Here is a 13,493-nt window from a genome sequence, read left to right as displayed (position 1 = left end):
AACAAGCGGATTTTTTATGGCTCTTTTAACTGACTACGGCTTTATACTTTTAGTTTTAGCCTGTCTTTTTGGTTTCTTTATGGCTTGGGGCGTCGGTGCGAATGACGTTGCCAACGCCATGGGTACGTCTGTTGGGTCAGGTGCACTGACCATCAAACAAGCCATTATTATAGCAATGGTTTTTGAATTTTGCGGTGCTTATTTAGCTGGTGGTGAGGTCACCGAAACCATTAAAAACGGCATTGTCGATATCGATGTTATGACAGCCGACTTACTGGTATTAGGAATGATGTCAGCTCTGCTCGCATCTGGAACGTGGCTGTTGATTGCCACCAATAAAGGTTGGCCAGTATCCACAACACACACCATCATTGGTGCTGTGGTTGGATTTGCTGCCTTTGGTGTGTCATTTGATGCAGTGCATTGGAGCGCGATTCTACCGATCATGGCCAGCTGGGTCGTGACACCATTCTTATCGGGTGTTTTAGCATTTGGTTTATTCGTCAGTGTGCAAAAGCTGATTATTAATACGGACAGCCCTTTTGATAATGCTAAGCGCTATGTACCTTTTTACATGTTCCTGACCGGCTTTATGGTTGCATTAATGACCCTGTCTAAGGGCCTTAAACACGTAGGCCTAAACCTCAGTAGCGAACAAAGCATGGTACTTGCTGTGGGCGTGGGTGTTTTAGTCATGCTGCTCGGCATTTATCTGCTGCGTCGCGTCAAAATAGCACCCGATGCCAACCGCGGTACGTACTTTGCTAGCGTTGAAAAAGTCTTTGCAACCTTAATGATTTTCACCGCCTGCGCCATGGCCTTTGCCCATGGTGCTAATGATGTGGCAAACGCTGTAGGTCCACTGGCAGCCATTGCTGGTGTGATTCAAAATCATGGTGTCGGCGAACTGACAGCGAAATCAGCCGTTCCCGCGTGGGTGCTACTGCTGGGTGCAATCGGTATTGTAATTGGCTTGGCCACTTACGGTTATAAAATCATTGCTACCGTGGGCCGTGGTATCACCGAACTGACCCCAAGTCGTGGTTTTGCTGCTGAACTGGCGACCGCCTCAACAGTCGTCGGCGCCTCAGCCATCGGTTTGCCAGTATCGACCACACACACCTTGGTGGGTGCGGTACTAGGGATTGGCTTAGCTCGTGGTATCGGTGCGTTAAACTTGCGCGTTATTGGCTCAATCTTTATGTCTTGGGCCATCACCTTGCCGGCTGGTGCATTCCTCGCTATTTTGTTCTTTAGTATTTTGAAATTAATCTTTCTATAATACTAACCATCGGTTTTTCAGGTGCTACGCAATGATGTATTGCCTGAAAAACCGCACTGTTTCTACTCAGTGACAGCCAGCCACGGTAGATACTGATAACTCTTTAGCTGTCGCCATGATTGGACGCACTCATGCACGATTACGTTAACTCGCTACGCCACTCATCGCCTTACATCAATGCGCATCGTGAACGCACCTTTGTGGTCATGCTGCCAGGCGAAAGCATTGCACATGATAACTTTGGCAATATCGTTCATGACTTGGTGTTATTGCACAGTTTAGGTGTGCGCCTTGTCCTGGTGTTTGGCTCACGTCCGCAAATTGAGTCACGCTTAATCACGCTTGGCTTAGAATCACATTACCATCAAGACTTACGCATCACCGATGCACCCACATTAAGCTGCGTACTGGATGCCGTGGGCCAACTGCGCGCAACTATAGAGGCACGCTTATCAATGGATATGGCAGCGTCCCCGATGCAAGGGGCACGCTTAAGAGTGGCTGGTGGTAACTTTGTTACCGCACGCCCACTTGGCGTTATTGATGGCGTTGATTATCAGCACACCGGCGAAGTGCGGCGCATTGATAGTAAAGGTATTAAACGTTTACTGGATGACCGCAGCATTGTTCTACTGCCACCAATGGGTTATTCACCGACCGGAGAAATTTTTAATTTAGCCAGTGAAGATATCGCTACCCGTGCGGCAATAGAGTTACAAGCGGATAAATTACTGCTGTTCAGCTCAGATCTGGGTTTGCTAGACGCAAGCGGGCATTTAATCCGTGAGCTGCCAGCACAGCACGCCGAACAGCATCTACAGCGTTTTAAAGACAGCAAACAAACTGAGCCCGCTGAGCTACTGCTTGCTGCCGCCAGCGCATGCCGTAGCGGTGTATCACGCTGCCATATTATAAGTTATTCGCAAGATGGCGCCTTGCTAACCGAACTGTTCACCCGCGATGGTTGCGGCACCTTGGTGGATCAAGGTCAATTTGAGCAAGTACGCGAGGCTCAAATTGAAGATGTGGGTGGTTTACTAGAATTAATTCGCCCTTTGGAAGAACAAGGTATTTTAGTGCGCCGCTCACGTGACTTACTTGAGCGTGAAATCGGCCAATTCAGTATTGTTGAGCGTGACGGCTTAATCATTGCTTGCGCAGCCCTCTACTCATTTCCGGAGCAGGCAACAGGCGAGCTAGCTTGCTTAGCAGTCCACCCTGATTATCGCCACGGCGGGCATGGTGATGTGTTACTGCATCGTATCGAACAGCGCGCACGTGCGTTACAATTAGAGTCGTTATTTGTCTTAACCACGCGTACCGCACATTGGTTTCAAGAACGTGGCTTTCAAGCCTGCACACTGCAACAGCTGCCTAACGAAAAAGCATCGCTGTATAACTTTCAACGTAACTCTAAAGTCTTTCGTAAAACCTTGAACTAATAGTCTTTAGCAATAAAAGCTATTAGAGTGCAAGCATGTTGTTGAGTACACACTACGCAGCAACTTACAGCATTACTTTCGGTATTCGTTGCCATTTGTAATGTTAACAATAATTAAGGAGAACTCCCCATGAGCAAAGGCAAAACTCTCGCATTAGCCCTGTCCATGACCCTCGCAGGTATGACCTTGAGCGGTGTGGCACAGGCCGAAGAGAAATACATCACCATTGGTACGGGCGGACAAACCGGCGTGTATTACGTGGCAGGACAATCCATCTGCCGTTTCATTAACCGTGACAGCAAAACCAGTGGCGTTCGCTGTAACGCTCCGGCAAGTGGCGGCGGTGTAGCAAACGTTAACGGTATCCGTAGCGGTGAGTTCAACTTCGGTGTGATGCAATCCGACCACCAATACAAAGCAATGAAAGGCTTAGCGCCCTTTGAAGCTGAAGGCGCAATGGATGATATGCGTGCGCTTTTCTCATTGCAGAGTGAAGTATTCACTGTACTGGCACGTCGTGACTCGCACATTGCTAATTTTGATGACTTAAAAGGTAAGCGCGTCAATATCGGTAATCCAGGTTCCGGCCAGCGTGACACCCTTGATGAAATCATGCAGAAAAAAGGCTGGGAACGTAGCGTTTTCGCTTTAGCTGCTGAACTCAAAGCCGCAGAACAAGCCAGCGCCTTAAACGATAACAACATTGACGCTATGACGTACTTTGTTGGCCATCCTAACGGCGCTATTCAAGAAGCAACCACCACCGTTGATGCTGTTTTGGTTCCAGTAACTGGGCCTGAGATTGATGCGCTATTAGCAGAAAAGAGCTATTACACTAAAGCTGAAATCCCTGGCGGCATGTACACTGGCAACGACCTGCCAACACCATCCATTGGTGGTAAAGCTGTACTCTCAACCAGCAGCAACGTCAGTGCTGACTTAGTCTATCAAATGGTTAAATCAGTCTTTGACAACCTTGATCGTTTCAAGCGTTTACACCCAGCCTTTAACGATTTAAAAGCTGAAGAAATGATTGATGCAGGTTTATCTGCACCATTGCACGAAGGTGCGGTGCGTTACTATAAAGAACGCGGCTGGATGTAATAGCCAAAGACTTACTCGTTACATTACCTCCAATACGCCAGTACTCGACCTCGTACTGGCGTATTGGTTTTTTAGATTCTATGCAGGTTAACTGTCATGTCAGACAAACACCTTTCCGCCGAAGAACTTATTGCACAAGATGCAGGTGCTCGCCTACCTGACGGCATCATGGCACAGGTTATCGCCAGTCTTGCTTTACTTTGGTCATTGTTTCAACTTTGGATTGCTTCACCTTTACCCTTTATTTTTAACATTGGGGTATTTAACGATACTGAAACACGCTCAATTCACCTGTCATTTGCATTGTTGCTGGCTTTTTTAGCGTACCCAGCATTTAAACGCTCGCCACGTCATCGCGTGCCATTAGTTGATATTGCGCTAGGCTTAATCGCCGCATCCAGCGCCGCTTACTTATTTATTTTCTATCAGGATTTGGCCTTGCGCCCTGGTAGTTTAACTACAGCTGATTTAGTAACCGCCTGTATTGGTATTCCAATGCTTTTGGAAGCCACACGTCGCACCTTAGGCCCACCACTCGCCATTATTGCCCTATTGTTTTTAAGCTACAGTATTGCTGGTCCGTACATGCCGGATATGCTCGCCCACCGCGGCGTAAGCTTTACCGCACTAGCCAATCACCAATGGATCACTACCGAAGGTGTATTCGGTATTGCGCTCGGTGTATCAACCAGTTTTGTCTTTTTGTTTGTTTTGTTTGGTGCCTTATTAGAACGTGCCGGTGCCGGCAACTATTTTATTCAGCTCGCTTTTAGTATGTTAGGCCATATGCGTGGCGGTCCCGCGAAAGCTGCCGTTGTTGCCTCAGGCCTAACCGGTATGATTTCAGGCTCATCAATCGCCAACGTAGTAACTACGGGTACCTTCACGATCCCGATGATGAAAAAAGTTGGCTTTTCTTCAGAAAAAGCCGGTGCAGTAGAAGTTGCTTCATCAGTAAACGGGCAAATCATGCCGCCAGTGATGGGTGCTGCCGCCTTCTTAATGGTTGAATACGTGGGTATTCCTTACGTCGATATTATTAAGCATGCCTTCTTGCCTGCTGCCATTTCCTATATCGCATTACTCTACATCGTGCATTTAGAAGCGCTTAAGTTAAACATGCAGCCCATTGGCAATGATCAACTTAAGCCCTGGTTGCGTCGTTTAACCGGCTTTGCTTTTGGTACGGCACTGATTTCTGGTATTTCTTTACTGGTCTATTACGGTTTAGGTTGGCTTAAACCTGCTCTAGGTGAGCATGCTCTGTTAGGCATTGGTACTTTATTAGCTATTACTTACCTCGGCCTGCTAAAAATTGCTGCAAGTAACCCACCATTAGAGATGGAGGACCCTAACAAGCCTCTTGAGGAATTACCCAATACCCGCGCTGTTCTATTGTCTGGCTTACACTTTGTCTTGCCGGTGGTGGTATTGGTCTGGTGTCTAATGATTGAACGCTTATCGCCTGGGCTCTCTGCATTTTGGGGAAGCGTGATGCTGATCTTTATCTTGCTGACGCAGCGCCCTATTCTCACATGGATGCGCAGCGATGGTAGTTATGATCATGGTGGCTGGATAGACGGTGCCATTGATCTGCGCGAGGGTATGATTGCTGGTGCGCGCAACATGATCGGTATTGGTATTGCTACAGCAGCAGCCGGGATTATTGTGGGTGCGGTATCGCAAACTGGCGTAGGCCTAGTTCTGGCTGACTTAGTTGAATTGCTCTCTATGGGTAATCTGCTGCTGATGCTCATATTTACCGCAGTATTCAGTTTAATTCTGGGTATGGGACTGCCCACAACCGCCAACTACATTGTAGTTTCAAGCTTATTAGCACCTGTGGTGATTACCCTCGGCCAGCAAAATGGTTTGATTGTACCCCTAATCGCGGTACACCTATTTGTCTTCTATTTTGGCATTATGGCCGATGTCACTCCCCCAGTAGGTTTGGCTTCGTTTGCTGCAGCAGCCGTATCTAAGGGTGATCCGATTAAAACCGGTGTACAAGCCTTTTATTACAGCTTACGCACAGCATTACTGCCGTTCTTATTTATCTTTAACACGGACTTGTTGCTGATTAATATCAGCTTTATGCACGGTGTATTGATTTTTATTGTCGCCACTGTGGCTATGTTGATTTTTGCTGCCGGTACCCAAGGTTGGTTTATCACCCGCAACCGTTGGTATGAAAACATACTATTATTGCTGGTCGCCTTCACGTTGTTCCGTCCAGGTTTTTGGATGGATATCATCCATGACCCCTACCAAGATGCACCTCCGAGCCAGCTGGTTCAGGTGTTAGGACAAGTGGATGAAGCTAGCAAATTACGTTTGCGCATACTTGGTCAAGACGGCGTTGGTGACCCCAAAGAGTTTGTTATCTTACTCCCCGTACCTGCCGGTAGCAGTGGTGCAGAACGTATGCAAGCGCTAGGTTTAGAATTAATAGAGCACGATGGCAAGACCCTTGTTGATAACGTTGCTTTTGCCAGCCAAGCTGCAGACTTAGGCCTCGAGTTCGATCAACAGATCTTAAAAGTACGTGCGCCAACCGATCGTATGCGCAAAGAAATCATGTGGATTCCTGGCTTACTGTTACTCTTAGCAATCAGTGCATTGCAGTGGCGCAGGAAACGTACAAGCCCAGCACACAAACAGCAGGCAACGCATTGATTTAAGGATATTTAGAAAAGCATGAAGCAATCTATACTCGTCACTGGCGGCGCAGGTTATATTGGCTCGCATACAACTCTAGCCCTGCTTGAAGCAGGCTATGAGGTTATTGTCTTAGACAATTTAGCCAATAGCTCGCTAGAGTCATTGCGCCGTGTTAAGCGTATTTGCGGTAAGGCAGCGACCTTTATTGAAGGTGATATTCGTGATCGCCAATTGCTCGACACAATCTTCGCCCGCCACTCGATTCAAGCGGTCTTGCATTTTGCTGGCTTAAAAGCAGTGGGTGAAAGCGTGCAGCAACCGCTGGCCTATTATGAAAATAACGTCAGCGGCAGCCTGGTTTTATTGCAAGCAATGGCTGCGGCTGAAGTGTTCAATTTGGTATTCAGCTCATCTGCAACTGTGTATGGTGAGCCTAAACAAATGCCTATCAGCGAAGACTGCCCAACCGGCACGCCAACAAATCCGTATGGCCGCTCAAAGCTGATGATAGAAGAGATCCTAACTGATCTCAGTTTGTCTGAGGCGCGCTGGAGTATTGCCTTACTGCGTTATTTTAATCCTGTAGGCGCACATGCCAGCGGTTTAATAGGTGAAGATCCCAACGGCATTCCAAATAACCTGCTGCCCTACATCAGCCAGGTTGCAGTAGGTAAACTGCAACAGCTGTCAATTTATGGTAACGACTACCCAACCCCAGACGGCACTGGCGTGCGTGATTATATTCATGTTGTTGATCTAGCTGCAGGCCACTTAAAAGCCCTCACTGCGATTAGCAGCTCGCAAGGTGTGCATATATGGAATCTAGGTACTGGACAAGGTTATAGCGTCCTACAAATGCTTGCGGCCTTTGAGCAAGCGGCCGGCGTAAGCGTTCCCTATGCAATAGTAGCTCGGCGCAGCGGTGATATTGCTGAATGCTGGGCCGATCCTACCAAGGCAGCGCAAGAACTGGGCTGGACAGCACAGCACAGCTTAGAGGATATGATGCGTGATACCTGGCGTTGGCAACAAAGCAACCCTGAGGGTTTTAATAGCTAAATAACAGATAACGGTCAGCACTTAAGCTGGCCGTTTTTCATTGAGCATCGCAGTGGTTTATTTGGCTTAGGCAGAGATGTTCAAACATGATCAGATCATCAAGCACTGCTAAGCTTTGTGAAAAATATCGGCTGGCTTTGTCCAAAAAACCAAACTCAAATCTGATAGCTTGCTAATGTTCATTTAGCTTCACAATTGCGCGTATTATTAAGTGGCGCTGCAGTTACTGCTTGATTACTCATCCGACAAGGTACTTCTATGACCCAGCTCAAACAACCTGCCGGCCTATCAACAGAGCGGCTTGGTAATATTGAAAACCATATTGATCGCTGCTATATCCAGCCTGGTAAACTACCCGGTACGCTGACTCTGGTCGCCCAGCGAGGCGAGATTGCCTATATAAAAGCTCAGGGATTGATGGATGTTGAGCGCAATAAACCCATGAGCAGGGATACTATTTTTCGTATCTATTCCATGACCAAACCCATCACCTCTATTGCTATGATGCAGCTGTATGAACAGGGACGGTTTTTACTGGATGATCCGGTGCACCGCTATATCCCTAGCTGGAAAAATCTGCGGGTATATAAAAGTGGCATCCACCCCAGCTTCTTAACCACGCCTGCAATCAACGCAATGACCATTCGTGATCTATTCACCCATATGTCTGGACTGACCTATGGCTTTATGCACCGCACCAACGTCGACGCGGCTTATCGAGAGTTGGGCCTTGATGGCAGCCCAGGCTTAACCTTGGAGTCGTTAGTCAATCAACTGGCAGAGCTACCGCTGGAATTTTCACCAGGTACAGCCTGGAATTATTCTGTGAGCACCGATGTGCTCGGGTATCTGGTGCAGCTGCTGTCGGGTCAACCCTTTGATGAGTATCTGCGCGAGCATATCTTTAAGCCTCTGGGCATGGTCGATACAGGATTCCATGTCCGTGACGATCAGCTTGATCGTTTCGCTGCTTGTTATCAGTACCAGCTAGGGGATCAATTCGAGTTGCAGGACGACCCTGAGAATTCTGCCTTCCGGCGTAAAGGAACCTTTCTATCTGGCGGCGGCGGACTGGTCTCCACTATTGACGATTATTTCAATTTTGCCCAAGCACTGTGTCAGGGTGGCGAGTTTCAAGGACGACGGATTATTGGTCGAAAAACGCTGGAATTCATGCGTAGCAACCACTTACCCGATAACCGTGATTTACCGGGGCTCTCCGTTGGAGCATTTAGCGAAACACCTTACGCTGGAAGTGGCTTTGGCCTGGGTTTTTCGGTCAAGACTGACGTTGCAAAATCGCAAACCAACGGATCGCTTGGCGAGTACGGCTGGGGTGGCCTAGCCAGCACCAACTTTTTTATTGATCCAGTCGAGGAGCTTGTTATGATCTTCATGACGCAGTTGATTCCCTCGTCATCCTATCCGATCCGCCAAGAACTACGCGCTATTGTTAATGGAGCGCTGGTATAAAACTTACCGCAGTGACTCTATGCAGGCGGGTCTTATTGGTAGATTTATTTTAGTTCAGGCATAAAAAAACCCCAGACCATTTCTGATCTAGGGTTTTGTGTTTAAGCTTGACAATGACCTACTCGGATTCGCACCATCCTTGGTGCTCACCCTTCGGGCAGACTAAAGCCTGTCCAAACACGTTCCCGACGCGTTTGTCACATGGGACGGCCGGCGGTAACAATAGATTTATGAAAACTGCAAACAAAAAAAGGCCACCCTAGACAGGATGGCCTTTTTATTTGGCGCTTGACAATGACCTACTCTCACATGGGGAAACCCCACACTACCATCGGCGATGCATCGTTTCACTTCTGAGTTCGGGATGGGATCAGGTGGTTCCAATGCTCTATGGTCGTCAAGCAATTCTTTTTGAGGAGCCGTTTCTCACTTTCGTGATCATCGTCTTCTCTAATTAGGCATGCAATAGTATCAGTTTATTTGTGCGCTTTGCGAACTTTCGGTCACAATTCGTCTTCCCAAATTGTTTGGGTGTTATATGGTCAAGCCTCACGGGCAATTAGTATTGGTTAGCTCAATGCCTCACAGCACTTACACACCCAACCTATCAACCTTGTAGTCTTCAAGGGCCCTTCAGGGAGCTTAAAGCTCCAGTGAGATCTCATCTTGAGGCAAGCTTCCCGCTTAGATGCTTTCAGCGGTTATCTCTTCCGAACATAGCTACCCGGCAATGCCACTGGCGTGACAACCGGAACACCAGAGGTTCGTCCACTCCGGTCCTCTCGTACTAGGAGCAGCCCCTCTCAAATCTCAAACGTCCACGACAGATAGGGACCGAACTGTCTCACGACGTTCTAAACCCAGCTCGCGTACCACTTTAAATGGCGAACAGCCATACCCTTGGGACCGGCTTCAGCCCCAGGATGTGATGAGCCGACATCGAGGTGCCAAACACCGCCGTCGATATGAACTCTTGGGCGGTATCAGCCTGTTATCCCCGGAGTACCTTTTATCCGTTGAGCGATGGCCCTTCCATACAGAACCACCGGATCACTAAGACCTACTTTCGTACCTGCTCGACTTGTTGGTCTCGCAGTTAAGCGCGCTTTTGCCTTTATACTCTACGACCGATTTCCGACCGGTCTGAGCGCACCTTCGTACTCCTCCGTTACTCTTTAGGAGGAGACCGCCCCAGTCAAACTACCCACCATACACTGTCCTCGATCCGGATAACGGACCAGAGTTAGAACCTCAAAGTTGCCAGGGTGGTATTTCAAGGTTGGCTCCACTGCAACTAGCGTCGCAGTTTCAAAGCCTCCCACCTATCCTACACAAACAACTTCAAAGTCCAGTGCAAAGCTATAGTAAAGGTTCACGGGGTCTTTCCGTCTTGCCGCGGATACACTGCATCTTCACAGCGATTTCAATTTCACTGAGTCTCGGGTGGAGACAGCGCCGCCATCGTTACGCCATTCGTGCAGGTCGGAACTTACCCGACAAGGAATTTCGCTACCTTAGGACCGTTATAGTTACGGCCGCCGTTTACTGGGGCTTCGATCAAGAGCTTCGCTTACGCTAACCCCATCAATTAACCTTCCAGCACCGGGCAGGCGTCAGACCCTATACGTCCTCTTTCGAGTTTGCAGAGTCCTGTGTTTTTAATAAACAGTCGCAGCGGCCTGGTATCTTCGACTAGCAAAGGCTTACGTAGTAAATACTTCACCCTCACCAGCGCACCTTCTCCCGAAGTTACGGTGCCATTTTGCCTAGTTCCTTCACCCGAGTTCTCTCAAGCGCCTTGGTATTCTCTACCCAACCACCTGTGTCGGTTTGGGGTACGGTTCCTAATTATCTGAAGCTTAGAAGTTTTTCTTGGAAGCATGGCATCAACCACTTCGCATTCTAAAGAACGCTCGTCATCAGCTCTCGGCATTAACAAAATCCCGGATTTTCCTAAGATCTCTGCCTACCACCTTAAACAGGGACAACCAACGCCCTGATGGCCTAGCCTTCTCCGTCTCTCCATCGCAATAATTAGAAGTACAGGAATATTAACCTGTTTCCCATCGACTACACTTTTCAGTCTCGCCTTAGGGGCCGACTCACCCTGCGTCGATTAACGTTGCGCAGGAAACCTTGGTCTTTCGGCGTGAGTGTTTTTCACACTCATTATCGTTACTCATGTCAGCATTCGCACTTGTGATACCTCCAGCAAGCTTCTCAACTCACCTTCAACGGCTTACACAACGCTCCTCTACCACATAGACATTCCCTTAAAACCACTGTTTATTTTACTTTTACTTCCCTCAACGTGAGGGTGTGCTTTGCTCGCCTAACGGCTCGCAAGCGTAAACAATTGAATGATTTTAAGTGGAATGTCTATGTCCGTAGCTTCGGTGTATGGTTTGAGCCCCGTTACATCTTCCGCGCAGGCCGACTCGACTAGTGAGCTATTACGCTTTCTTTAAAAGATGGCTGCTTCTAAGCCAACTTCCTAGCTGTCTAAGCCTTCCCACATCGTTTCCCACTTAACCATAACTTTGGGACCTTAGCTGACGGTCTGGGTTGTTTCCCTTTCCACGACGGACGTTAGCACCCGCCGTGTGTCTCCCGTGCTCGCACTTGCTGGTATTCGGAGTTTGCATTGGGTTGGTAAGTCGGGATGACCCCCTAGCCAAAACAGTGCTCTACCCCCAGCAGTGATACACGAGGCGCTACCTAAATAGCTTTCGAGGAGAACCAGCTATCTCCGGGCTTGATTAGCCTTTCACTCCGATCCACAGGTCATCCGCTAGCTTTTCAACGATAGTCGGTTCGGTCCTCCAGTTAGTGTTACCCAACCTTCAACCTGCCCATGGATAGATCGCCCGGTTTCGGGTCTATTCCCAGCGACTGTCGCCCTATTAAGACTCGCTTTCGCTACGCCTCCCCTATTCGGTTAAGCTTGCCACTGAAAATAAGTCGCTGACCCATTATACAAAAGGTACGCAGTCACCCGATCCTCAATAACACTGCTTGTTTAGTGTGTTGACCAACATTTGCAAGCAAATATTGTTACCTAAACAACCCATGTGTGTCATCAAAATTGTGCCACTCAATGTTATTGAGTGATCGGGCTCCCACTGCTTGTACGCATACGGTTTCAGGTTCTATTTCACTCCCCTCTCCGGGGTTCTTTTCGCCTTTCCCTCACGGTACTGGTTCACTATCGGTCAGTCAGTAGTATTTAGCCTTGGAGGATGGTCCCCCCATATTCAGACAAAGTTTCTCGTGCTCCGTCCTACTCGATTTCATGACTAAGAGATTTTCGTATACAGGGCTATCACCCACTATGGCGGCACTTTCCAGAGCCTTCTACTAATCTCTAAGCCACTTAAGGGCTAGTCCCCGTTCGCTCGCCACTACTAAGGGAATCTCGGTTGATTTCTTTTCCTACGGGTACTTAGATGTTTCAGTTCCCCGCGTTCGCCTCTTATAGCTATGTATTCACTATAAGATACCTAACTTACGTTAGGTGGGTTTCCCCATTCAGAGATCTCTGGATCACAGTCTGTTTGCCGACTCCCCAAAGCTTATCGCAGGCTACAACGTCTTTCATCGCCTCTGACTGCCAAGGCATCCACCGTATGCGCTTCTTCACTTGACCATATAACCCCAAGCAATTTGGTTATATATCTATAACGTGAAGATCGATATTACGCCGAAAATTCGCAATTAAAAAACTCACAAATTTTACCTTAGCCTAAACAATTACCAGTGAAAGTAATCATCTAGTCTTTTTTACTTCTATCACATGCCTAAATTTTTAAAGAACAGTTCTGGTAAAGACCAGACATCAACATTCAAACAGCCTGCGGCTGACTAAATGCTCATGTCTGAGCTTCGAACGATTGGATAATGGTGGAGCCAAGCGGGATCGAACCGCTGACCTCCTGCGTGCAAGGCAGGCGCTCTCCCAGCTGAGCTATGGCCCCATTTTTAACGGCTCTTTTTTGATTATATCTTCGTCAGCCTTGTCACTTACTCAGTCACATACAGAAGTATGCTCCTTCGTTCGCTCCGGCAGCTTCCTCGATCTAAGCAAAAAATAACTCGTTAAACCTAACTCATAACTTAAAAGCTACAAGCCAAATGAAACGGTACCTTTAAACCACCTAATAATTGTCATTTATTCGAATTAGCTTTTAGCTTTCTCTTCAAAATGTAATTTTTCTTAGGCAAGGCATTTAAAGGCGAAGTTTAGTAACACTAAACGAGTCTTTAAATAACGCAGCATAAGTAAAATTTGGTGGGTCTGGGCAGAGTTGAACTGCCGACCTCACCCTTATCAGGGGTGCGCTCTAACCAACTGAGCTACAGACCCATACAGGTCAATCCACCATTTGGTCCGTCAGTCGGTCGGTCAAACTTCACCCTACTTTCCACCTCAACGGCAGGGGGTTCGCTTTAACCAAGCCAAGCATAGACCCAAT

At 47.9% G+C, this 13,493-nt stretch carries 6 protein-coding genes, 2 tRNA genes and 2 rRNA genes; 6 read left to right on the top strand and 4 right to left on the bottom strand.

Features of this window, described 5'->3' with window-relative positions; translation table 11 throughout:
- Nucleotides 1–16: 16 nt before the first annotated feature.
- The 6 genes from FXF61_RS13590 to FXF61_RS13565 all read left to right on the top strand — a co-directional run bounded on the left by FXF61_RS13590 (nt 17) and on the right by FXF61_RS13565 (nt 9,021).
- A complete protein-coding gene (locus tag FXF61_RS13590) occupies nt 17–1,282 on the top strand; it encodes an inorganic phosphate transporter (protein WP_151185760.1) in 1,266 nt (421 codons plus the stop codon).
- A gap of 131 nt (nt 1,283–1,413) precedes the next feature.
- A complete protein-coding gene (gene argA, locus FXF61_RS13585; RefSeq protein WP_151185759.1) occupies nt 1,414–2,724 on the top strand; it encodes an amino-acid N-acetyltransferase in 1,311 nt (436 codons plus the stop codon).
- Nucleotides 2,725–2,853: 129 nt separating this feature from the next.
- Nucleotides 2,854–3,828, top strand: a complete 975-nt coding sequence (locus FXF61_RS13580) for a TAXI family TRAP transporter solute-binding subunit (protein ID WP_151185758.1) — start codon at nt 2,854–2,856, stop codon at nt 3,826–3,828.
- A gap of 96 nt (nt 3,829–3,924) precedes the next feature.
- A complete protein-coding gene (locus FXF61_RS13575; RefSeq protein ID WP_151185757.1) occupies nt 3,925–6,504 on the top strand; it encodes a TRAP transporter permease in 2,580 nt (859 codons plus the stop codon).
- A 21-nt stretch (nt 6,505–6,525) separates the two neighbouring features.
- Nucleotides 6,526–7,548: a UDP-glucose 4-epimerase GalE gene (galE, locus tag FXF61_RS13570; protein ID WP_151185756.1), complete on the top strand. Its 1,023-nt coding sequence runs from the start codon at nt 6,526–6,528 to the stop codon at nt 7,546–7,548.
- A gap of 258 nt (nt 7,549–7,806) precedes the next feature.
- Nucleotides 7,807–9,021, top strand: coding sequence for a serine hydrolase (locus FXF61_RS13565; RefSeq protein WP_151185755.1), 1,215 nt, complete (start codon nt 7,807–7,809; stop codon nt 9,019–9,021).
- Between the two features lie 286 nt (nt 9,022–9,307).
- Here FXF61_RS13565 and rrf read toward each other — a convergent pair.
- From rrf to FXF61_RS13545, 4 genes are all read right to left on the bottom strand, one after another.
- A 5S ribosomal RNA gene (gene rrf, locus FXF61_RS13560) occupies nt 9,308–9,423 on the bottom strand.
- Nucleotides 9,424–9,559: 136 nt separating this feature from the next.
- Nucleotides 9,560–12,667 (bottom strand): 23S ribosomal RNA (locus FXF61_RS13555).
- A 252-nt stretch (nt 12,668–12,919) separates the two neighbouring features.
- Nucleotides 12,920–12,995, bottom strand: a tRNA-Ala gene (locus FXF61_RS13550).
- Between the two features lie 312 nt (nt 12,996–13,307).
- Nucleotides 13,308–13,384: transfer RNA gene (locus FXF61_RS13545), tRNA-Ile, on the bottom strand.
- Between the last annotated feature and the right edge of the window lie 109 nt (nt 13,385–13,493).

Source organism: Pseudomonas sp. C27(2019) (assembly GCF_008807395.1).
GTDB lineage: Bacteria > Pseudomonadota > Gammaproteobacteria > Pseudomonadales > Pseudomonadaceae > Denitrificimonas.
Note: the sequence above shows the minus strand (reverse complement) of the source record. Positions and strands in the feature narration are given on the sequence as shown.